The sequence below is a fragment of the Acinetobacter sp. MF4642 genome (genome assembly GCF_002018925.1).
Taxonomy (GTDB): Bacteria; Pseudomonadota; Gammaproteobacteria; order Pseudomonadales; family Moraxellaceae; genus Acinetobacter; species Acinetobacter johnsonii.
The window spans coordinates 12,431-36,250 of record NZ_MVON01000003.1; the positions used below are offsets into that span (position 1 = coordinate 12,431).

The following is a 23,820-nucleotide window of genomic DNA, read 5'->3' on the forward strand; positions in this document are numbered from 1 at the left end:
CTGCAATTGCAGGCTCTTTCTTTTCAATTCGCTTAGTTACCTTGCACCAAACGACGCGCACTAATGATGCCCGGTTGTTGCTCTAACCGCGCCAACAGTTTTGATAATTGCGATAAACCCTTCACTTCAATCAACAATTTCATATTGGCAATACCGTCTGCTTCAGAGATGGTGTTGACCTGACGAATATTGATTTGATCGGAGAAAATCACTTGAGTCAAATCTTTGAGCAAACCACGGCGATCATAAGCCTCCACCACAATTTGCACACTCTGACCACGCGTTGGCTGCATTTCCCAATCGGCCTCTACTGCACGTTCAGGTTCATTTTGAATCATGCGTAAGTAGTCAGGACATGCCACTTTATGGATGCTCACCCCACGGTTCAAGGTGATATAACCCGCAATTGACTCACCATGCACAGGCTGACAACACTGCGCCACATGCAGCTCAACGTTATCTAAACCATCAATCAGAATGCCATGCGCTGACAAGGTATGACTAGCACGTGGATTCAACGTCGGCTTCAGCACCAGTTCAGGTTCGTCCTGATCCAAATGCATATGGCGGTTCACCTGATTGATCAAGGCATGCAGACTAATGTCACCATTGACCAGTGCAATCAGAATATCTTCACCCGCTTTGACATTGAAATGATTGCAGTAATCATTCAAATCAATACTTTTTGGGTGAATTGCCAAACGTGAAAGTTCTTTGTTGAGCAGGTCACGGCCCACTTCCAAGTTTTTGCTGCGGTCTTGTTGTCTAAACCAATGACGCAGCTTGTCACGCGCACGTGCCGTCTTGATATAACCTAAAGAGTTCACCAACCAATCACGGTTTGGCTCACGGTCTTTCTTGGTTAAAATCTCAACTTGCTCACCCGTTTTTAAGGTATAAGTTAGCGGAACATAACGCTGATTCACCCGTGCGGCATAACACTTATTACCGACTTGAGTATGCACATGATAAGCAAAATCGAGTACGGTCGAACCACGTGGTAGCTCTTTAATATCGCCATCACGGCTAAACACATAAATCTTCTCAAAATCCTCAAAATCTTGAATTTGCTCAAAATTTTCAGAGTCTTCATCAGACTTATGTACATTCGCATCATTGCGCTCTTGATAGTGTTCAAGTACTGCACGCAATGAATGTAAACGATGGTTAAAAGAGCGATCGGTATTCTTACCGCCCTCTTTATAGTTAAAGTGCGAACACACCCCAAGTTCTGCTTCTTCATGCATGCTCTTGGTACGAATCTGAACTTCAAGTGACTTATTTTCCGCAATCACAGCCGTATGCAGTGAGCGGTAACCATTGGCTTTCGGATTGGTAATATAGTCATCAAACTGATGCGGAATATGCCGCCAAATTTGGTGCACGATCCCCAACGAGTGATAGCATTCAGGAACCGTTTTAACCAAGACCCGAACGGCACGAATGTCATACAGCTGATCGAAGCTCAGGTTCTTACTTTTCATTTTTCGATAAATCGAATAAATGTGTTTTACCCTGCCACTAATTTCAGCTTCAATACCATGCTCATTCAAAGATGCACGCAAAGTATCAATCACAAACTGAATATATTGCTCACGCTCCAGTCGCTTTTCATTCAGCAGCGTCGCAATTTCTTTATAGCGATCGGGTGCTAAATAGCGAAAGGCTAAATCTTCCAGTTCCCACTTTAACTGCGCAATCCCTAAACGGTGTGCCAGAGGTGAGTAAATGGTTAAGATTTCTCGTGCTACACGCTCTTGACGTTCTTTAGATGAAGTCGCCAATTCACGCAGTGCATAAGTTCGCTCAGCCAATTTGATCAGTACAACTCGCACGTCTTCAGTCACCGAAATCAACATTTTATAAATGCCGTTTAAGTGCTCGCGCTGATTGTTATTAAAGTGATCTTCGAGGCGTTTATTCTGCTCGATGAGGTCAGACAACTTACCCATAGCCAAAGTGCCTTTGACCAGTGCATGCACTTGTTCGCCAAAATGCTCTTGTACTTCCGCCAATGGAATCACGCCTTCGCGTACACCACGATAGAGCATCGCAGCAGCCAAGGTGTCTTCATCGACATGTAAATGGGCCAGAATATCCGCCATTTCAATACCGGTATAAAAGGTATTGGAACGATGATTAACCGTGGTTTCTAACTCTTTTTGTAAAGTCAAATTGGCAACTTCTTCGAGTTGCTCAAGCTTCGCATCATCTAATATGCTTCGAACACGATCTAACCATTCAGCCAAATCATGTTGAGCTTGTTCGGCATGCTCTACAGTCGCCTCCTGAGACAACTCATTGAGTCGCCCAGGTAGTTGCTCACGTACTGTGACCATACCCTTCTCCTACACTTTTACGCTTCATATTCTTTAATCGTTTATCTCATTATCTTTTTCAAACAATGCTATCGACTCAACGTGACCTGTGTGGGTAAACATGTCCATCACACCGGTTTTGACTAATCGATAACCCTGTTGTACCAACAGCCCCGCATCCCTTGCGAGTGTCGCTGGATTACACGACACGTAAACGATTCTTTTTGCACCAAAGTTAGGCATATAATGCATTATTTCCTCTGCGCCTGCACGTGGAGGATCTATCAATAATGCATCAAATCCTTGATTTGCCCAAGAATGATGCGAGAAATCTTTTGTTAAATCTTGTGAAAAGAACTTCAACTGGCGAAGCGCATTACGTTCCGCATTTTCTGCACCACGTTGAACCATTTCTTCACTACCTTCAACACCAACCACTTGGCCTGTTGCTCCCACACATCGAGCCAAAGGCAAAGAGAAATTTCCTAGACCACAGAACAAATCGAGAACACGTTCTCCTTGTTTTAAATCTAGCAAGTCACATGCCAATTTCACCATTTGCGGGTTAATGGTTGAGTTTACTTGAGTAAAGTCATGTGGGTTAAATCCAAATTCCACATCAAAATCATTTAAACGATAATGTAAACGCATCTCTGCATGTTCATCATCCATACGCTTTAGACTGTCTGGGCCTGCAGCTTGTAAATACAATTGCCACCCTCTGTCTAACGTAAATTGTTTTAATCGGTTGACATCCTCTGTGTTTAATTTTTCAGTATGTCGCACCGTGAGGGCGATGTCACAATCCCCCATGGCCAATTCTATATGACCAATGACTGCTTTGGCTGTTAGACTTTGGAGTAACTGCTTCAAGCGTGTGATTGAACCAAACTCTTGATCTAATACCAAACAGCGATCAATTGAAGTCAGTTTATTGGTTTGACGCTCTCGAAAACCCACGACCAATTGATCTTTGTGCGGCAAATAACGCACCCCAATGCGCGCTTTACGGCGGTAGTCTTCACGTAAAGAGCGCAAAGGTGGCAACCATTCTTCAGGTTGAATCCCCGCAAAATGCAGCAAATGTGATTTAAGCACATCTTGCTTTAAGCAAATTTGTTCATCGGGATGAATATGCTGCATATTACAGCCACCACAGCTTTTAAAATGCGGGCACTTCGGCTCAACACGAAAAGTAGAGGCTTCACTGAGGAGTTGAATAGCATCGGCTTCCTCTAAACGCTTTACTGCATGGGTAATCTGCGCTTTAACCGTTTCACCCGGCAATGCATAGCTAATAAAGACTTTTTTACCCTGCTTGTCCGCAGGATGGTCTGGATGCGAACCATAGTGCGCAATGCCGCGTCCTTCATGCGAAAGTGACTCAACCTGAAAAATATAACTGGGCTGTTGAGTTGGACGAGGTTTGGCTCTATGTTTCATGTGTACCTAAAGATGGGAAGGGGAAAAATCGGCAGCGGTAAAAGCCGTCTGCTGTGAGGTCTCACGCCACACCGACAAAAAGTCTTGATGCTGCGGTTGAGCCTGTAAAAACTGGATGGTTTGATCGATAAAGTGACGGTGGTCTTGAGCGAGCAATTGCCCTTTGAGTAAGAGCCAACGCAAATACACCAGCCATGTATTTAGCACATCACCCTCACAATAACTGGTGAGTTTGAGCCATTCCTGCGCCCGAACATATTCAGGTACATGATAAGCCCCATCGCCCCGTTTACCGGGATATCCCAATAAATGAGCAACATCGTCCAGCTTTTGGAAATGACGTCCATTAAACATTGCCATCACATCCATCAGATCGATGTGACGCTGATGATAACGGTTCTGATAGTTATTATAGCGCTTTTGTGTGTCAATTTCGCCCTGATCGAACAAAGCAGGTGCAGTTAAACCATGATACATAGCACGAAGCATAATTACTGGCAAGTCAAACTGAGCACCATTCCAACTCACTAAAGTCGGTAAACGCTTATCAAATATAGATAAAAACTTACTGAGAATTTCTGCTTCCGAATATTGTTCACGGCTAAAAGAAAAGAGTTTCATCTGGCCTTGGTCATCCAGCCATAAGCCTGAAATACACACAATTTCATGCAAAGCCAAACGCTGAAAATCCATGCCTGACTCTTGGCGACGCAATTTGGTCAGTGCCGCCTCCAAATCAGCCTCAGGCAAATCTAAACCATATAAATGCGCCCCCGATCTCAAATCAGTCATTGTTTCAATATCAAAGGTGAGCACAGGTAGGCGCATAGCAGAACTCTCTTTTATTGTTTTATTCAGGATCGACCACAGAGAAAAGACCCGTCGATAAATAACGGTCACCACGGTCACAAATAATGCACGCAATGACGGCACCAGGGTTTTCTTCAGCAATTTTAATCGATGCCCACACCGCACCACCTGAAGAAGTTCCTGCGCTAATCCCTTCTTTTTGCGCCAATTTACGCATGGTTCTTTCTGCTTCAATTTGCGGAATATCAATAATCTGATCAATCCGACTGCGGTCAAAAATCGTTGGTAAATATTCTTCAGGCCAACGGCGAATCCCTGCGATACTTGAACCATCCGATGGCTGTAGACCAATAATTTGAATGTCGGGGTTCATTTCTTTGAGATATTTAGAGACCCCCATAATGGTACCTGTAGTGCCCATTGAACTCACAAAGTGAGTGATTTTTCCACCTGTTTGCTGCCAAAGTTCAGGCCCAGTCGTTAAATAATGTGCTTCAACATTATCAGGATTACCAAACTGGTTGAGTACGTGCCCTCTGCCTTCTTCTTGCATTTGCAAAGCCAAATCACGTGCACCTTCCATGCCCTGCTCTTTGGTCACTTCAATCAGTTCCGCGCCATAAGCGCGCATTGCATCTTTACGTTCTTGGCTCATGTTGTTGGGCATAATCAGTTTCATCTGATAGCCACGCATCGCAGCAACCATTGCCAGTGCAATGCCGGTATTTCCACTGGTCGCTTCAATCAAGGTATCGCCTGGCTGAATTTGCCCTCGCTTTTCCGCTTGCATAATCATGTTATACGCGGGACGGTCCTTGACAGAACCTGCGGGGTTGTTGCCTTCTAACTTTGCCAATACTGTTGCTTGAGTGTGACTTGCCAGACGCTGTAAACGCACCAGTGGAGTTTTTCCAACATAGTGATCTAACAAAAATTCGTCTGCTTGAAAATCAGTGGATGTAGTACTCATTCTTTGCACCTTGATCGAGGTGCGCCTATTGTATGGAAAAATGCCAGTCCCTGCACCCATTTAGCGTGCTTTTTCGTGAAAGTGATTAAAGCACCATCGATTTTTTATAAAGCGTGCTACACTTCAAAGCATAGGGAATAAATCACTTGCACCATGTCAAATATCAATAAAAAGTTATTTAATCGTCTGCACTTAAACCATGCTTATGGACAGCTCATTGCACTTATTTTCGTGCCGATTATGATTTTGGCCTGTGTAGGTGCATTACTGGTTATTACCGAAACTTCAAATGCCGCCAAAGCCCAGCAGCGACAAATGGCGATAGCGATTTTAACGCGCTACCAGCTGGATGCGGAAGCGGCGATCAATTTGGTGAATGCCTCCCCTTGGCAGTATGAAAATGCACGTTATTTGATGCAAAAGATGTTAGATGAAAAACATCTGATTCGTGCCGCAATTATTGATGACAAAGGCAATAACAAACTTAGCATTGGCTACCAAGACCAAGCGCCGTGGCCTGCGCTGAAAAAAAATACTGATTTTTTTGGCCCGATGAATTTTAAAGGCAATACGGTATATGGTTTGCCCATCAACCAATTTACAGGCACGCCTGCGCAGTTGGTGGTTGAATTAGATAACCAACCCTTACAAATTGCCCGTTATCGCGTGTTGATTGTTTTGATTGCGACAGGTCTGTTGACACTATTACTACTTTTACTCTGTTTAAATTTCTACTCGCGTCGCTGGATTGCACCGATGTATGAAATTCGCATGCAGCTGCAACGTTTAAATGCCGACACCCTTGATCAACACATGCTGATTAACAGTACTGGTGAATTACGCTTACTACAGCGCGATATTGCCAATGTGGTGAAACGCCTGCATTTTAGTTTTTTAGAATTGAAAGAACACACTGAGCAGACGGAAGACGATTTACGTCGAACCCTTGACACTTTAGAAGTGCAAAACATTACCTATCGTCAAGCGCGTGACCAAGCCATTTCAGCCAGTCAGTCCAAGTCAGTGTTCTTGGCCAATATCAGCCATGAACTGCGCACGCCACTGAACAGTATTGATGGTTTTATTCACCTCTTACTGCGTCAAGACAACCTCAACAATGATCAAAATCTGTATTTACAAACCATCCGTAAATCATCTGCACACTTACTGGCACTGATTAATGATGTTTTAGATTTTTCAAAAATTGATGCAGGTAAACTAGAACTCGATACTGCAACTTTTGATTTAGAAGAAGCAATTTTTGATGTTATGGATATGCTGTCTCCTCTTGCCGCGCAAAAGCATATCGATATGGCCTTTTACTATGCTGACAATGTGCCAAAGCATGTGGTTGGAGATGCCCTACGCTTCAAACAAATTTTAACCAACCTAATTTCCAATGCCATTAAGTTTACTCCGGATGGCGAGATCATCGTCCGCGCAAGAATGGAACAAGATGATATTGGACAGTGCCTATTGCACTTTAGTGTACAAGACAGTGGCATCGGACTTAGTGGAACTGACCGTAAAAAACTATTTGAGTCTTTCTCGCAAGGCGATGCTTCAGTCACACGTCAATTTGGCGGCACAGGTCTGGGCTTAGCGATTTCCAAACAGCTGGTGCATTTGATGCAGGGGCAAATTGGATTTGAAGACAACCAAGAACGCGCACCCACCGAAAAAGGTTCCACCTTCTGGTTTACCGCCATGTTTATGGTCAATGAAGAAGATGAGTACGTTGAGCATCCTCAGTTTAGCGACATGCAAGTGGTCTCGTATTTGGCGCACCCTGCAACGGCCAATATTCTGCGTCATTATCTTGAAGACTATGCTGTGGAGCACATCGAATCGAGTTCAATTTTAGACTTGTTCAGCCACCTCAACAGACTGCCTCAAGATGTGGAAAATACATGGTTAATTGTTGATCATAGTGGTGATACCGAAGCCTTATTAAAAGAAATTCGTCAGCGTTATAGCGGTAACCTTGCAGTTTATGGCTACCAGATGTCACTTGATTTGACCACACTGAATGAGTATCGTGCCCGACCATTATACCAACCGCTCAGTCGGAGTGCTTTGATTCAATTACTCAGCAATCAACCGCTATTTGAAGAAGACGAAATGGAGTCCTTCAATGGTCAAGGCTTACATATTTTAGCGGTAGATGACCATCTCCCTAACCTGATTGTCCTTGAAGCCCTACTAGGCGAGTTGAATGTCACCACAACAAAAGCTTTAAGCGGTCAACAAGCCTTAGAGATTTTACAAGAGCGCGCTGAACACAACAGCAAAGCTTTTGATTTGGTGTTTATGGATATTCAAATGCCTGTCATGTCGGGTGTCGATACCACACGTGCCATTCGTGCGCTGGAGTCAACCATTGAAAACCATAAGCGTTTGCCCATCATTGCCCTCACTGCACATGCATTGGCCGATGAAAAGCAAAAACTACTGCAAGTCGGCATGGATGACTATGTCACCAAACCAATTCAAATTGATCAGATTATTCAAATCCTGACCCATTGGACCACTGATCGCTTCAATAAAGGCTCACCCGTTGAAAAAGCTATCGTGATTGAAGCACTCGATCCTAAGGTGCTCGACTGGCAGCAAAGCTTACAGTTAGCCGCCAATAAAGAAGATTTAGCGGTCGACTTATTGCGTATGTTAATGGACAGTTTTGATACTGAGTTGCATGAAATGAAGCAATTGATTGAAATGGAAGATTTCCCACAATTGGAGCATGTGCTACACCGCCTGTATGGTGCAACACGCTATGTCGGTGTACCCAACTTACAAGAAGCAACAGGGACATTTGAACAGTTTGTTTCAACCTTACGTAAAGAGCGTCGTAAAGCAGATGAACAGTTTGTTCAAGAAACCATCAAGCGTTTCAATGAACTCAAAGTCGTGATTGAACAAGTACAACATGCGGCACAGCAAATTTTAATCAAACATAGCCCATAAAACATTCAAAAGAGCATGACACCTAAGACAAGTTGCGACGTGACTCTTGGTGTCATTTATCCGCACGGGAGCTATGCTATGCTTCGTGCGAGCAAAAAATAAGAGTTCTCATCATGGCTTTACTTCGCATTGAAAACAAAAATGGCATTGCCACTGTTTCACTTAACCGTCCAGACAAACGCAATGCGATGAGTTTCGACCTGTTGCGCGAATTGGTTAAAACTGCTGAAAAAATTAAAAAAGACCGCAGCATTCGCTGTGTCATCCTCACTGGTGAAGCGCAAGTCTTTAGCGCAGGCATTGATCTTGCCGATTTGAACAATCCGAAGAATCGCGCCTATGCCGCATGGGAACTGATCAAACCTGGACAAAGCCTCTTTCAAAAAGCCTTCCTGATTTGGCAAGAACTGCCTGTTCCTGTGATTGCCGCGATTGAAGGATTTTGCTTTGGCGCTGGTATGCAACTGGCTTTAGCGGCAGACATTCGTGTCGCACACCCTGCAACCAAAATGTCGATTATGGAAAGCCGTTGGGGACTGGTTCCTGATATGGGACTGACGCGTTCTTTGAAAGGTCTAATAGGACTAGATCTTGCCAAAGAGTTAACGCTTACAGCGCGTATTTTCGATGCAACTTATGCCAAAGAAATTGGCTTAGTCACACATCTTGATGAATCACCGCTTGCTAAAGCCCAAGCCATTGCAGAAGAAATGTTACAACGCTCACCAGATGCGCTCATGGCCTCAAAATATGTGCTGGATGCCATGCAGCATGAGCCTAAAAAATCCTTACGTTTGGAAAAAATTTGGCAGCTCAAATTACTGTTAGGTAAAAATAGCCAAATCGCACGTAAAAAAGATAAACAACCCGACGCGCAGTATCTACCACGCCAATACAAATAACAGTATTTAAGCACTGACAATCAAAGAGGGTCCCATGAGTTTCGATCGACACACTAAAATTGCATTTCTTGGCATGGGACTCATGGGCAGCCGTATGGCCACCCGCTTACTTCAAGCGGGTTTCGAGGTCGCTGTATGGAACCGCACCCGCAGTGCCTGCGATGCACTCATTGATTTAGGGGCGACAGACTTAACGCTACAGAATATTGCCGACTATCCTGTAATCCTAACCTGTTTAGCGGACGACAAAGCCGCACTCAGCGTTTATGAACAAATCGAACCGTTTTTGACGGCGAAGCAAGTGATTATCGACTTTTCCAGTCTTTCGGTGGAGCAAACCCTGAGCCTTGCAGCACGTGCCGAACAAAAACAGGTGCAATGGATCGACTCACCTGTTTCAGGGGGAACTATCGGTGCGGAACAAGGTACGCTGGTCATCTTTGCTGGTGGCGATGCACAGACGATTCAAGACTTGTCTTTGATTTATAATATCTTGTCGCAACGTGTCACCTGTATGGGCGACATTGGAACAGGACAAGCCACCAAAATTTGTAATCAACTGATTGTGGCAGCAAATAGCACTCTGATTGCAGAAGCGGTTGCTTTAGCAGCCAAAGCTGGCGTGGACACTCGCTTACTTGCACCTGCGCTTGCAGGTGGTTTTGCCGATTCGAAACCCTTTCAAATTTTAAGTCCACGTATGGCGACTCACCTGTTTGAGCCCGTACAGTGGAAAGTTCAAACCCTGTCCAAAGACTTGAACAATGCTGTGCAGCTTGCTGCGCAGCACCAACTCGACATTCCTGTTGCAGCGCGAGCACTTCAGCAATTGCAAGCACACCAACAACAAGGCTATGCTGAAGCTGATCTTGCCTCAGTCATATTACAAGTAGAACAACAAGCCAAATAAAATTAGGAGAAAATCATGACCAAACTTGCTGTAAATTTATCCATGATTTTTACCGAAGTACCGCTGCTTGAGCGTTTTGCTTTGGCTCAAACCGCAGGCTTTAAACATGTGGAAATCCAATTTCCCTATGAACTCAGCATTGAACAAATTCAAACTCAGCTTACGCTTCATAACTTAAGCCTCTGCCTCATTAACGTTCCTGCGGGCGACTTAATGACCGGTGGCAATGGACTCGCAGGAGTCCCAGGCAAAGAGCTAGAGTTTCATCACGCTCTTCAGTTAGCAGTGCAATATGCCAGCGCACTCAAAGTGCCAAGTGTGAATATCCTTGCTGGCAAACAACCCCTAGATGCCGACCTACTGCCCTGTTTAAATACCTTATCCAAGAACCTGAAACTGGCCTGCCATCTGTTCAGTGAACATGACATTCAGCCTGTCTTTGAAATGATCAACGGCACGGATATGCCGCGCTTCTTAGTGCAAAATATTGCCCAAGCACAGGAAATGCTAGAAGCAGTACAACACCCTGCACTTAAAATGCAATATGACTGCTATCACATGGCCATGATAGGTGAAGATGTGTTGCAAGGGCTACAAGAAAATATTCAAGCTATTGGTCACATCCAATTTGCAGACTGTCCGGGGCGGCATGAACCAGATACTGCACAAATTATGTATGCAAATATTTTTGAATGGCTACAACACAGCAGTTATGACGGTTTTATTGCGGCGGAATATCGACCAAAAACTGTTTCAACTCAGTCCTTTGCATGGAAGGCAAAATACTTTGCTGCACATCCTCAAAGTTGAACCATTGCGGATTTGAAATTTTCGCCTAAAAACGCTATATTATAAGATGAGTTATTGTCCGGAAAAATTCCCTTTATGAATTTAGAACCATCGCCCAGCGCTTCTAATTCTCACGATTTCGCAATGAATACCCAAGCTGCCGACGTACAAGCTTGCTTAAAAGTTGTACATGAAGCCCTTGAAGATGTAAAAGCAAAAGATATTTTAGCGATTGATGTCAGCCTAATCAGCAACGTCGCTGATGCAATTGTGATTGCAAGCGGTACATCAACGCGTCACATCAAAGCACTTGCTGATAACGTTGCTGAAGAAGCACGTAAAGCAGGCTTCCGCCCTCTCGGTGTCGAAGGCGAACGTGATGCAGAATGGATCTTGATTGATCTTGGCTTTGTTGTTGTGCACGTGATGTTGCCAACAGCACGTCGTTTCTACGACCTAGAAAGCCTTTGGCGTGCAGCCCCAGAAGAAACTGTAGCCTAATATGAAAAGAGCGACCTGAAGGTCGCTTTTTTTATGTCTATTTTTATTTAAATTAAGCGATGCATATCGACCATTGGGTAACGCTCTTTCACTTGGCGCTTCACATGGGCATAGAGTTGATCTGCTTTTGCTGGACCATAAAATTCACAATAATTTTCATAACAGACCGTCAAGACCTGCGCATATTGAGTCATGGGCAAAGCTTCGAGTACTGCTCGATCATCCAAGGCCTGATATGTATCAATCACAATGGATAAAGCGTCTAGCTGCGTTTTCACCTCACGCTCAAACTCCTGCACATCAACGGCTTTGACTGCTTGACAGATATTTTGCATAAAAAACGTCAATGCATCGAGTAACACTGCTCCCCCTTGTTCGCTTTTCGATGCTTTTGCAGATGGATTCAACAACACTTGTTTTTCAACTTGGGCCATCTCGGCCAAGACATTTTTGAGCATGTCTTTTCGAAAGTAACGTAATTCCTCTGTGGTACAGATTTCACTCAAAAAACGATTCAGGACAAAGGAGGGTTGATCACCATATTTCGCTTCCCAGTGATTCAATACTTGCTCTAAAAGTGTTCCTTGTAAGTACTGACTTAATCCACGTTCGATCGCTTGGCGTTTTTGTACAATAGTTAATGTTTCGGTCGACATGAGCTATCCTCTTTCATTAATGACGTTTGGTCATATCATCAGTTTCAAACGTCACATCACGCTGAAACTCAGGATAAGATAGTTCTGCATGTTCGGTATAGTCCAAGCCACGTTGTTCATGTTGTTTACTCACCCGCAAACCACCAAGAACGAGGTCTAAGACTTTAAAGACGATCAACGCCACACCAAAACCCCACGCAAAGGCTGTCAAAATCCCCAAGCCTTGTACCGCAATGAGCCCCGCATTAAACATATTGTTTTCAAAAAACAAACCCGCTGCCAATGTGCCCCATGCCCCACAAAAACCATGCACAGTCACCGCATCGACCACATCATCCAAGCGGAGTTTTTCCATCACCACTGGTAAAATACTGACCAGTACACCTGCAACCGCCCCACTGATGATGGCATACAGTGGACTCATGGTTGCACAGCCCGCCGTAATTGCAACCAGCCCACCCAAGGAGGCATTAATGGTGCCGCGCATTAAAATTGCTTTACCACGTATTAGGGTATAAACCATATAGGCAACTGCCGAAGCACACGCCGCCAAATGTGTATTCAAGGCAATCCGCCCAATACTCACATCTGCCTTCACGGTAGAGGCCGCATTAAAACCAAACCATGCCAGCCATAGAACAAAACCGCCTAGCGCCACCAACGGTAAATTATGTCCTGCCAAATAATGGACCTGCCCATTGCGTCCAAACCGTCCTAAACGGGGTCCCAGCACAATAATTCCGGCTAAGGCCACCCATCCACCAATCGAATGCACCACCGTTGAACCAGCAAAGTCGATAAAGCCCATGGCTTTTAGCCAACCTTCACCATCAAATAGACTCCCCCAAGCCCATGCACCAAAAATCGGGTAGATCAAACCACTGACCACCGCAGCACTCACGATATACGCCACAAAGTGAATCCGCTCAGCCATCGCCCCACTGGCAATCGTCGTGGCGGTGGCCGCAAACATCATTTGAAAGAACAAGAGGTTCCAGTGCCAGTCATCCATGGCATTGGGTGCAAAATGCGAAGTTCCTATCCAACCACTCGTATTGACACCAAACATCAAACCAAAGCCAATCAACCAAAACACCAAGCCCCCTAAACAGGCATCCATATAGTTTTTCATGAGTACATTAATGGTGTTTTTAGAGCGCACCGAACCACTTTCAATCAGGGCAAAACCTGCTTGCATGAAAAACACCAAGATGCCACCCAGCACCACCCAGACACTGTCAAGCGAGAGGCGAATCTCTTGAATATTTTGAGCCTGTGTTGGCAGGGGCTCTGCAGCAAAACTGGGTAAAGCAATACAGCACACAAAGAAGAGTAAGTATTTTATTTTTTTCATGAATAATCCCCCAAAGATTATTCATTTCAATTGCAAAATCAATGCCAGTGTTTCAACACATTACGGATATTTAATCATGATCCATGCCCGCCAATATAAACGGAGCGATTTAAACAAGGTGAAAAAACGATACACCATACAAGAAGTCAAAATGAATTTATAAGCCAATTGATAAAACATAACTTTTAGTTTTTATAGTACTCATCCACAGCATAATAGTGAACCTTCTCTATCCATCGACCACGATTCAGCGTTCGCTCTGTCACTTTAACCTTTCCCGCTTGGACTGTTGCATCTTCAATAAACTCTTTGACTAAACTCAAACCATGTTTAGGAATCACAATATATTCCGAACGGATGTGATAACAACATCCACTTTTATTGAAGGTTAAGATTCTTTTCTGTTTTGGATCGACCTCAAACATGCCCAAATTTTCATGGGTTAAAGCAGATAACTCCTCACTCAGAACAAATTTATTCTTGGTTCGATGAAAGACATAAACATCGTAAGTTGGCCCGCCATAGGCACCATAGTTACCATTACGGATGGCGACATCCTCACTCCCGTCAAAGTTAAAGTCAGCAAAAATTAATGCACTTTGCTCACCATAAAGCTGCACCACATTGATAGACGGTTTGTAAGTTTCGTCCAGATCCATCGTCAATTCAGCAGAGGAAAAATGCTGAAAGTGCTGTGTTGTCCCTTTTAGGTAAAGATCAATATTGGCTTGTCCATCACAGCTACTGTCCGTACAGTTCGTCGTCATTTTTACATCATAGTGCTTCGATGCATTTTTTATTTCGAAGACCTGAGCCTGAGTAGCTTGACTCAAAACGCACACACCAAATATCAACAGCACCTGAAACGAGATCTGATTTATGTTCATATTGTTTTCTTATTGAAAAGATACACATCATCTTAGCAAAAGCTGCAAACATAAAAAAACCACCCGAAGGTGGTCTTTATACACTCTAGGAGGAGGATTAGTGTCCACCACCATTGATTGCTTTGGTCATATCTTCAACCACTTTCTTCGCATCACCGAAGATCATCATGGTTTTTTCGTTATAGAACAAATCGTTGTCTAGACCTGCATAACCTGTCGCCATAGAACGTTTGATGACCATAATGGTACGTGCTTTATGTGCTTCAAGAATTGGCATGCCATAAATTGGAGATGTTGGATCGTCTTTCGCTGCAGGGTTGACCACGTCATTCGCACCAATCACAAGCACCACATCTGTTGCAGGGAAGTCAGAGTTAATCTCATCCATCTCTAAGATGTCTTCATAAGCCACGTCTGCTTCAGCCAAAAGTACGTTCATGTGACCCGGCATACGACCAGCAACTGGGTGAATGGCGAAGCGCACTTTTACACCCTGTTCTTTCAAGATTTCACACAGTTCTTTCACCGCATTTTGTGCACGACCTTGCGCCATACCATAACCTGGTACGATCACAACGCTGTCTGCATTTGACATCAAGAAGCCTGCATCATCTGCTGAACCAGAACGATGGTTACGCTGTGCTTGTTCGCCTTTGTCCGCAGAAGCTACCGCTGTACCGCCCATTGCACCACCAAACAAAACGTTGATGATTGAACGGTTCATGGCTTTACACATGATGTAAGACAGAATCGCACCTGAAGAACCCACCAGTGAACCCGCAACGATCAACATATTGTTTTCAAGTGTGAAACCAATACCTGCTGCTGCCCAACCAGAGAAGGAGTTCAATAGCGATACCACCACCGGCATATCACCACCACCGACTGGTGCAATCCACACCCAACCGAATGCAAGAGCAAGTGCAGTCATAGCCCAAAATGCATTCATGTTGCCTGTTGTGAAGAAATACACACCACACGCCAACATTGCAAGGAAAATCAGTGCTTGTACAGGTTTAACCCATGCACCAGAAATGGTTTTCGCCCATTTTTTTGCAGCCAATTTACCATAAGCAAATACAGACGCTGTAAAGGTAATCGCACCGACGAAACAGCCCACGAACAATTCAAATAAATGAACCTTGCTCATGTGTGCATGTTGCACACCTGCAGCAGTTAATGCAGCTTCATTTTGTGCAAATAACGCAGTCAGTTGGTTGTTATGTAGAATTGCAGCAATTGCAATTAATACCGCAGCCAGACCCACCAAAGAGTGCATCAATGCGACCGTTTCAGGCATCTGCGTCATAGGTACAGTACGCGCACGGGCAATACCCACAATCGCACCCAGCACCATCGCACCGCCAATCATCCAAATTACAGGATGATCTGCCACAAAGAAGGTGGTCACTACAGCAATCGCCATTGCGATCATGCCGTAACGGTTACCTTGAATCGCTGTCTTCGGGCCAGACAAACCACGTAAAGTTAAGATAAAGAGGACAGCACCAATCAGGTAGAACCAATCCGCATAGTCTCGAATGAATTCCATATATTAGCCCTCTTTTTTCTTTTGCTTTGGCTTGAACATTTCAAGCATACGCGCTGTTACTGCGAAGCCACCGAAAATATTGATACTTGCTAAGAACACCGCAATTGCACCTAAGATGCTCACCACATTCACACTTTGGAATGCAACATTCGCATCAACACCGATTGCAGGAATCCCCACCGTTTGAATCATTGCACCCACCACGATGATCGATGACAACGCATTGGTTACTGCCATAAGCGGTGTATGTAGTGCTGGCGTAACGCCCCACACGACGTAGTAGCCTACAAAGATGGCAAGGACGAAAATTGTAATTGTTTCAACCATGATCTATCTCCTTAACCACGCTTCAGCAGTACTTGACCGCCATGAGTTACTAGAAGGGCTTTTTGAATTTCTTCTTCAGGATTGATAGCAAAGTTTTTCTCTGCATCAAATAAAGTATCTAAGAAGTTCAAGACATTTCGTGCATACAAAGCAGAAGCTTCAGTTGAAACTGTAGACGGAATGTTTGGAATCCCTAGAATGGTTACACCGTTGTCAGTCACAACATTTTCACCATTCTTAGAGCCTTCAACGTTACCGCCTGTTTCAACCGCCATATCAAGGATGATTGAACCTGGTTTCATTTTGGCAACTGTTTCCGCCTTAATCAGACGTGGCGCATTACGACCTGGTAAAAGTGCAGTGGTAATCACGATGTCAGCATTCGATACAGCTTTATCCACAATAATGGCTTGATCACGGATATAGTCTTCGCCCGGCATCCAGCCATAACCATTTTTCGCAGCATCGGCTGCTTTTTGCTGTTCTTCCGCTGACATAGGTACGTCTAACCATTTGCCACCCAAAGATTCCACCTGATCTTTCGCAGTCGGACGTAAATCCGTTGCTTCAACCACAGCACCCAAACGTTTTGCTGTCGCAATCGCTTGTAGACCTGCAACACCAACCCCCATGATCACGACACGTGCAGGTTTTACAGTACCCGCAGCCGTCATCAACATTGGGAACATGCGCTGGTACTCCGCCGCAGCAAGAAGCACTGACTTGTAACCGGACAAGTTAGCTTGTGAAGATAATACGTCCATGTTCTGTGCACGAGATAAAGTTCGTGGCAGTAGCTCCAAAGCAAATGCAGACACTTGTTGTGATGCAAATTGATCAAGCTCCGTATTACGGTACGGGTCAAACATGGCAATAACCGATGTATTTGGCGCAAGCTTTTGAATTTCAGCACCCTGAGGGGCACGTACTTTCAAAATCATTTGGCTACCGGTATAGGCATCATCTGTCAGCGTAGCACCGACTTGCTCATAAGCACTGTCGATATAAGCAGCTTTCACACCTGCTCTACGTTCAATCACTACACTATGACCAGCACTGATCAACTTTTTTACCGTTTCTGGCGTTGCGGCTACACGATTTTCACCGACGACAGTTTCGGCTGGAATTCCGATCTGCATGAGCGTCCCTCAAGCTAGTTTTTCTTAAAGTAAACATCACCGATTAGGCAATGTTTTCTCACAGGATGTTCTTATGAATTTTTGGATTCTAATGAAACTTTTTTAAAATACCACCCACTATTTATTTAATAAATACCCACATACTGAACTGGTGATTCATAAAAAATATTGGGTGATATCTCGTTTATTTACTTTGAATCCGCTTAAAAATTGATTTATTTCTATTCAAATTCTGAGCTACAGATCTTTTTACACTAAAATCTGCACTTTTTTTTGCACAAAACTAAGTCCTTTAATTCCGCAGTATTGATCTTTTTGACCAATCCAAGAATATGAACCACCACGTTCACATTAACCCGAACCTGTCATTCATCGAGCTTTGCCATCTGCCGTCGCGCAAACTTTGCAGGCATTGACTTGAATGACAGTTTTGCCCCATTTGCAAAAGCTTAGAATTGGCCTGTTCCTATGTTTCATCGATCAAAAATGACAATGCTCAAAATTTAGTCCAACTGAAACGTGTATTTGAAGTGGATCATATAAAAATACGAGGAAGGATTAATCACGTTTAAATAGATCTAAAACGCGGAACGACCAACAAAAATGTTTTTTTCATATTTTATGGGATGATAATGGCGTGCATTGACACACTAGCCTTAAGCAAAAATGCACCATAATTGAGCAAAAATACTTTAAATAGATGAATATTTAAGCAATCAGCCCCAAATCTTTGATGTGCAAGATGAGTAAAAATGATCGAATGCAACAATTTCATACAAAATAGACGGCCATGTTCAGAATTTTTTAAAGATTTTTATTATTTTTTGACAGGAAATTCGAAATATCATCATTTTTTGATTTTATTAGATGAAAACGTCGGCCTGAGAACAGGTCATACTATTTGCCGTGTCTTCATCTTCGACTCATTTTTTATGCAGCCTTTTCTCGCTTGTTTTAGGCTTTTGAATCAGCTTCGTATACAATTTCTGAAACGATGCATCTATTTAGCTCAAACATGATGTAAACGTCTTTCTGAAAAAAATACTCCCTCATCAAAGGCTCATTATGAATACTTCTTTCGACATCAGTCGAGACAAATCTCTGCTCTGGCTGATGGCAATTGTCTGTGGCTTATGTGCAGGGGCAAACTATTATTGCCAGCCTTTGATTTCCTCTATTCAGCAAAGCTTTCAAGCGCCAGAAGAACAAGTGGCTTTGACCGTGACCTTTGCGCAAGTCTCCTATGCTTTGGGTTTACTGTTCATTGTGCCCTTAGGCGACATGCTGAACAAAGCCAAACTGATTCCATTCCTGATGTTTGGCGCATCTGCTGGACTGTTTATCTGTGCGACATCTACCAACTTATCGATGCTCTGGCTGGGTACCATTATTACGGGACTCTTTTCTGTCGCAGCACAAGTGCTGATTCCTCTGGCCACGATGGCAGTCAAACCTGAAAAAACGGGAGAAGTGGTCGGTTTCCTCATGAGTGGCTTATTGGTCGGGATTTTACTGTCGACCAGTGTGGCGGGATTACTCTCAGATTTATGGCACTGGAAAATGATTTATGTGCTGAGTGGCATTGCCATGTTTGCTTTGGCTCTTCTGATGAAAGGAAAACTGCCTCAACTACCAAAACTCAAAATCACCTATTTGGACATTTTTAAGTCCATGGGGAGCCTGCTGCAACAAGAGCCTCGTTTAGTGTTTCGCTCCATCACAGGTGGATTTGCTTTTGCAGCCATGAGCATGCTGTTTTCAACCATTGCCTTACTTTTAACCTCTGAGCCATTTCAACTTTCGGATGTTTTAGTCGGCGTAGTGACTTTGGTCGGCGTATTTGGTGCACTCTCCACTCAGTGGATTGGTAAATGGGCCGATCGCGGTTATACCTTGCTTTTGACTTGGGTCGGCTGCGGGACGTTAGCCCTCAGTTGGGTGTTCCTATATTTAGGCGGGAGCTCACTCATCAGCTACATCATCGGTTATGCACTGATTAACTTAGGGCTTGCAACTACACATAGTTGTAACCAAAACGTGATTTTCCGTTTACGCCCCGATGCGAAGTCTCGGGTGAACTCCATCTATATGACCTTATATTTTATTGGTGGCGCGTGTGGCTCGGCACTGGGTGTCTATGCATGGCATCACGGCGGCTGGACTAGTACATGTTTGGTCGGTATTACACTGGTGATGATGGCGAGTGTCTTTGCTCTGCTGGATACCCTGTATAGCAAAAAACATGGTATTGCTTAACCCTTAAAAAAGACAGTTGACTGAGTAAACTGTCTTTTGGTTTGGGCACTTCATTTTGAGCGCTAACTGACCTGAGCCACGGGGTAAAAAGGTTTACCCAAGTCGAGACTATCGGCATTTTCCAAAGCAATATACAAAAATGCGGGCAGCAAAGCCGATAAAATTTGACAGCCATCTTGTAGCTGCTTACGGTTTAATGAACTCTTATAGGTTGAACCGCCATGCATCAGCTGATTTCTCAAGGTATATAAACGGTTAAACAGTACCAGTAAAATATCAACCGAATGCTTCTGTTGTAGCGCTTTCGCCACTTTTTTCTTTTCTTGTTCAAGCTGAGCCTTACAAACCTCTAAACCAATTTTCTTATTTTGATAGTCCCAATAGCCTTGATAGGTGTATTGGTTGTCTAAGAGCATACGAATGGCTTGACTAAACTTGTCCCATAAAATGCTATAAATTCTATGATCGACATCATGCTGGCAAATTAAATGTAAGAACTGACGTAAACTCTGTTTGTCCTGACTTTGCCCCAAGTCTTGTGCATATATCGCATTGAAAGAAATCCAGAGGCTGATAAATTGCAAATCGGGATCATGATCGAGCAGGAATGCTTGCTTTAACCAACTCAGCCCACGATGTATTCTCAGATTAAACTCATCACTCTGTTGTATTTTTTTAGTTTTAAAAATTTCTTCTAAAAGCAACATCGGCTTTTCCTATACTTTATTCTTCTATATATTCAACATACTGAATGATTAAGCTAAATTCAATTTAATCCTGCTAGGACATAATGATTGATAAATCCCACAAGTTCAGTGTGAATGTTCTATCGAAAAAAACATTCTGTTTTCTATATTTCAATGTATCTAATGAATATTGGCTGCTCCTCTTACCATTAATTATAAGTTCTAAGGTTGATAAAAGCAGATAATACCTCTCAATGAATGTATTCCATTTTTGTGATAGTATTGCGTGCTATCGGAAATACCTGAATAAAAATGAAGCACCGAGTTTCATTTTTCGTCCACTCCCAAAGATCCTCCTATCGGTAATGAATGCATTTCAGCTCATTACATTGTGCTGTATCTTGCTCAATAAATGGATTGACGCTTTGGCTTTGCGACATCTGATTTTCATGTAATTTCCCACATATTTCTTTGCACCGCTTCCGCTCTAAGACATAGGTTGTTCACCATGTCTTTGCAGACAAAAGCTGATAAACACTGATCAAGAGCCTGATTTTTTAATGAATACTGACAAAACCATTGAAACCCCTCAATCTCCACGAATCAGTGTTGCACCGATGATGGATTGGACAACCAAAGACTATCGTTTCTTTGCGCGTTTATTTAACCCGAATGTCATCCTTTATACCGAAATGGTGACCACTGGCGCGATTCTGTTTGGCGGTGCAAATCGCCATCTCGACTATAACAATGAAGAACACCCGATCATTTTACAATTGGGTGGATCTAACCCTAAAGACCTAGCCACTTGTACCAAAATGGCACAAGACTGGGGTTATGATGAAGTCAATTTAAATGTCGGCTGTCCAAGTGACCGTGTACAAAACAATAAAATTGGTGCCTGCCTCATGGCAGAACCTGACCTCGTTGCAGAATGTATCGCTGAAATGCAAAATGCAGTAGATATTCGAGTGACGGTAAAACACCGTATCGGGATTGATGACATGCATTCTTATGAAGAAATGCTGCATTTTGTTGATACCGTGGCCAAAACGGGCTGTGATAATTTTATTGTACACGCGCGTATTGCCTTGCTTCAGGGACTTTCTCCGAAAGAAAACCGTGACGTTCCGCCACTACGTTATGAAGATGTCTATCGTTTAAAGCAAGAACGTCCAAATCTATTGATTGAGATTAATGGCGGGATCAAAACCTTTGCTGAAACACAGGAACATCTCAAACATGTGGATGGTGTGATGATTGGTCGTGAGGCCTACCATAATCCCTACCTTTTGGCAGAGCTGGGACAGCTGTGGAATTTGGATCTACCTGATCGCTTTGAAATTATTGACCAAATGCTGCCGTATATTGCAAAGCGTATGGCTGAGGGTGCGCCATTGTCGATTATCACGCGCCATATTTTGGGTTTATTCCAAAACCTTCCGGGTGCTCGAAAATGGCGTCAGGCTTTAAGTGGTGGTAATGCCAAGACTTTTGCCGATGTTGAAAATGCAATTCTTAACATTAAAGACGCAATGCAACGCACCGAAGATTATTTAAAAGAACACACTCTAGCTCAGTAATTTAGAACGTTGATCTAAACGAAAAAAGCGAAGCATCTGCTTCGCTTTTTTATGTTTCACCGTTATAGCCGAGTACAAGCTTTCACTAAAGCACGCTTGTGTATATTGGTGACACATTTTATTGTTTCAGTCTTAAAATCATAATGATAGGAAATATACTTTCCTGCAATAAGCTCGCTGACAAAGGGTTCTTTTCTAAAGTAAGCCGTAGTTATACAACCATGTAAATCAGGGGTGGCATTTACTTTAATCTGTTCAACAAATTGACTTTGCTGATGAATTTGATCCTGTAATTTTAAAATACGATTCATATTTTGAAATTCTACGGATTGAGCAATCTGTTGTATATTTTTAAAATGACAAGCCTGCGTGACATCATCATGATGCTGATGCATTGACCAAACCAATAATGACTGTATATCACTCATCATTTCTTTGGCTTCATTGACCTGATTTAAAACATAAAAATGACGAACGGTTGAGTAAATAGCATATACAACACCACAACTCAAAATGATCCCTAAAGCCACTATTTTAACATCAAGTTTGGAATGCCCTGAAAGATGAGTCATGGAGTTGCTTTATCCCGTTATATTTTAAAAGTGCTTCAGGCGAACTCTTCTTTTAAATAAGAGCTTAACCGGTAAATTTACTCAGAGCACGCCAGTATTTGTCTTTAAACAGTCTGACCTCTATTTCAAAGTTGTCTTTATATTTTTCAATTACTTGATCAATGACTTTGGATGGCTTTCGAAACTCTTTACACGCAAAATATATGGTTCTTAAGTGATTACCCGTTTCACGACCAATATTTAAATAGCCATCCACATCCTTAAGCTCTTGTAATAATTCGTCTTCTATCAAATTCAGTAGCTCATAATCTGTAGATGCAGGCATGCCATTTGAATGCTGACCATCATAAGAGATTTCAATCAACATCATCCACGGATGTGAGGCTTTTTGATCCCATGTTAAAAGTGTACGATTTAAAGTCGCCAGCAACGGTAGACCTTCATTGGTTTCACCTTCCAAACTGACAAATTCATCAGCATCCGTATTTGAACGGGTAATTTTATCTAGTCTTGAAATTTCGCTACTTTTTAAAATTAAAATCTTTTTGAGCAAGTGAATCGGTAGCAATTCTTTTTCGGCACCTTGCTTAGACTGCACAGAAACATTGTCTAATTTGGTGATCGCATCATACTCGCCCAAATAGTTATCGAGGAAAATATACACAGCCTGTAAAAACGCATCGTTTTCAGCTGGATTATATTCATCATGTACCACAATCAGATCTATCTCATCGGGATACTCGGCTTGCTGATTAAAATAAAAAGACAAAGTCTGCTGACTAAACTCATAGCCATGCATATTAATCCCGACTTGATGAATATCGCTTTCAGGTTTAAGCGCAGTGAACTTCCACCCTGCAATCTCAGGTGCAGCTGCAATCAGCTCTTCCACAAAAACAATATTTGGAATGATGCCATCGGGGGTAAGAATTAATTCAGCTGTTTGCGGGGTCAGCATGCCCGTCAGAAAAAAGATGCCGCTATGGACTTTTTCCAATTCAGGCGTCAATCGATCAAAGAAATCCCGCTCGATTTCAGTTTTACTGCCTTGATTCACAATGTGGTGAAAATGCTGTTGATGCTGCTGAAACCATTGCCAAAATGCAGTATATGCATTTTCATTCGCAGGCGTTTTTTGTTTTTGAGAACCCCATAATTTTTTTAAAAAGCTCATTTTTTTCTCTTTTTTCTATTGGTT

General features: G+C 43.1%; 20 protein-coding genes. 7 read left to right on the plus strand and 13 right to left on the minus strand.

All coding sequences use genetic code 11. The features are described from left to right. Positions 1-32: 32 nt before the first annotated feature. From MF4642_RS02300 to cysM, 4 genes are read right to left on the minus strand one after another with little or no spacing between them, the layout of a single operon-like run. Positions 33-2,339, minus strand: coding sequence for a RelA/SpoT family protein (locus MF4642_RS02300; RefSeq protein ID WP_004979149.1), 2,307 nt, complete (start codon positions 2,337-2,339; stop codon positions 33-35). A gap of 33 nt (positions 2,340-2,372) precedes the next feature. After that, positions 2,373-3,761: a 23S rRNA (uracil(1939)-C(5))-methyltransferase RlmD gene (rlmD, locus tag MF4642_RS02305; RefSeq protein ID WP_078425172.1), complete on the minus strand. Its 1,389-nt coding sequence runs from the start codon at positions 3,759-3,761 to the stop codon at positions 2,373-2,375. A gap of 6 nt (positions 3,762-3,767) precedes the next feature. Beyond that, positions 3,768-4,589: a 3'-5' exonuclease gene (locus MF4642_RS02310; RefSeq protein ID WP_004692313.1), complete on the minus strand. Its 822-nt coding sequence runs from the start codon at positions 4,587-4,589 to the stop codon at positions 3,768-3,770. A 22-nt stretch (positions 4,590-4,611) separates the two neighbouring features. After that, a complete protein-coding gene (gene cysM, locus MF4642_RS02315; protein WP_078425173.1) occupies positions 4,612-5,541 on the minus strand; it encodes a cysteine synthase CysM in 930 nt (309 codons plus the stop codon). A 153-nt stretch (positions 5,542-5,694) separates the two neighbouring features. Between cysM and MF4642_RS02320 the strand changes: the two genes are divergently transcribed. The 5 genes from MF4642_RS02320 (at position 5,695) to rsfS (ending at position 11,610) form a co-directional block, all read left to right on the plus strand. Then, the gene (locus MF4642_RS02320; protein WP_078425174.1) at positions 5,695-8,508 is read left to right on the plus strand and encodes an ATP-binding protein; all 2,814 of its coding nucleotides are present in this window, start codon (positions 5,695-5,697) and stop codon (positions 8,506-8,508) included. Positions 8,509-8,621: 113 nt separating this feature from the next. Next, positions 8,622-9,410 carry a crotonase/enoyl-CoA hydratase family protein gene (locus tag MF4642_RS02325; RefSeq protein ID WP_058868952.1) on the plus strand — a complete coding sequence of 263 codons (789 nt, stop codon included), beginning with the start codon at positions 8,622-8,624 and terminating at the stop codon, positions 9,408-9,410. Between the two features lie 34 nt (positions 9,411-9,444). Next, positions 9,445-10,320, plus strand: a complete 876-nt coding sequence (locus MF4642_RS02330) for an NAD(P)-dependent oxidoreductase (RefSeq protein ID WP_078425175.1) — start codon at positions 9,445-9,447, stop codon at positions 10,318-10,320. 15 nt (positions 10,321-10,335) lie between these two features. Beyond that, positions 10,336-11,130 (plus strand): hydroxypyruvate isomerase family protein, encoded by a 795-nt coding sequence (locus MF4642_RS02335; RefSeq protein ID WP_078425176.1) that lies wholly within the window; start codon positions 10,336-10,338, stop codon positions 11,128-11,130. Positions 11,131-11,205: 75 nt separating this feature from the next. Then, the gene (gene rsfS / locus MF4642_RS02340) at positions 11,206-11,610 is read left to right on the plus strand and encodes a ribosome silencing factor (RefSeq protein ID WP_004692321.1); all 405 of its coding nucleotides are present in this window, start codon (positions 11,206-11,208) and stop codon (positions 11,608-11,610) included. A 47-nt stretch (positions 11,611-11,657) separates the two neighbouring features. Here the strand turns inward: rsfS and MF4642_RS02345 are convergent, their stop codons facing one another. From MF4642_RS02345 to MF4642_RS02370, 6 genes are all read right to left on the minus strand, one after another. Then, positions 11,658-12,266 (minus strand): hypothetical protein, encoded by a 609-nt coding sequence (locus MF4642_RS02345; protein WP_078425177.1) that lies wholly within the window; start codon positions 12,264-12,266, stop codon positions 11,658-11,660. A gap of 16 nt (positions 12,267-12,282) precedes the next feature. Beyond that, positions 12,283-13,620: an ammonium transporter gene (locus MF4642_RS02350; protein ID WP_078388734.1), complete on the minus strand. Its 1,338-nt coding sequence runs from the start codon at positions 13,618-13,620 to the stop codon at positions 12,283-12,285. A 185-nt stretch (positions 13,621-13,805) separates the two neighbouring features. Then, a complete protein-coding gene (locus MF4642_RS02355; RefSeq protein ID WP_078425178.1) occupies positions 13,806-14,507 on the minus strand; it encodes an XAC2610-related protein in 702 nt (233 codons plus the stop codon). 97 nt (positions 14,508-14,604) lie between these two features. Next, entirely contained in the window at positions 14,605-16,059 is a 1,455-nt protein-coding gene (locus tag MF4642_RS02360; protein WP_004692329.1) for an NAD(P)(+) transhydrogenase (Re/Si-specific) subunit beta, read from the minus strand. Between the two features lie 3 nt (positions 16,060-16,062). Next, the gene (locus MF4642_RS02365) at positions 16,063-16,386 is read right to left on the minus strand and encodes a proton-translocating transhydrogenase family protein (protein ID WP_004692331.1); all 324 of its coding nucleotides are present in this window, start codon (positions 16,384-16,386) and stop codon (positions 16,063-16,065) included. Between the two features lie 11 nt (positions 16,387-16,397). Next, complete coding sequence (locus MF4642_RS02370; RefSeq protein ID WP_004979125.1) at positions 16,398-17,525, minus strand: NAD(P) transhydrogenase subunit alpha; 1,128 nt, start codon at positions 17,523-17,525, stop codon at positions 16,398-16,400. Positions 17,526-18,590: 1,065 nt separating this feature from the next. On the opposite strand from MF4642_RS02370, the gene MF4642_RS02375 reads away from it, so the two are divergent. Next, positions 18,591-19,781, plus strand: coding sequence for an MFS transporter (locus MF4642_RS02375; protein WP_078425179.1), 1,191 nt, complete (start codon positions 18,591-18,593; stop codon positions 19,779-19,781). 62 nt (positions 19,782-19,843) lie between these two features. On the opposite strand, the gene MF4642_RS02380 is transcribed toward MF4642_RS02375, so the two are convergent. Then, positions 19,844-20,488, minus strand: coding sequence for a HEPN domain-containing protein (locus MF4642_RS02380; RefSeq protein WP_004692336.1), 645 nt, complete (start codon positions 20,486-20,488; stop codon positions 19,844-19,846). Positions 20,489-21,027: 539 nt separating this feature from the next. On the opposite strand from MF4642_RS02380, the gene dusA reads away from it, so the two are divergent. Continuing rightward, positions 21,028-22,050: a tRNA dihydrouridine(20/20a) synthase DusA gene (gene dusA / locus MF4642_RS02385; protein ID WP_078425180.1), complete on the plus strand. Its 1,023-nt coding sequence runs from the start codon at positions 21,028-21,030 to the stop codon at positions 22,048-22,050. A gap of 62 nt (positions 22,051-22,112) precedes the next feature. On the opposite strand, the gene MF4642_RS02390 is transcribed toward dusA, so the two are convergent. Together MF4642_RS02390 and MF4642_RS02395 are read right to left on the minus strand one after the other, a co-directional pair. Beyond that, complete coding sequence (locus MF4642_RS02390; RefSeq protein ID WP_078425181.1) at positions 22,113-22,622, minus strand: hypothetical protein; 510 nt, start codon at positions 22,620-22,622, stop codon at positions 22,113-22,115. Positions 22,623-22,686: 64 nt separating this feature from the next. Then, positions 22,687-23,796 (minus strand): DUF695 domain-containing protein, encoded by a 1,110-nt coding sequence (locus tag MF4642_RS02395; RefSeq protein WP_078425182.1) that lies wholly within the window; start codon positions 23,794-23,796, stop codon positions 22,687-22,689. Positions 23,797-23,820 lie beyond the last annotated feature (24 nt).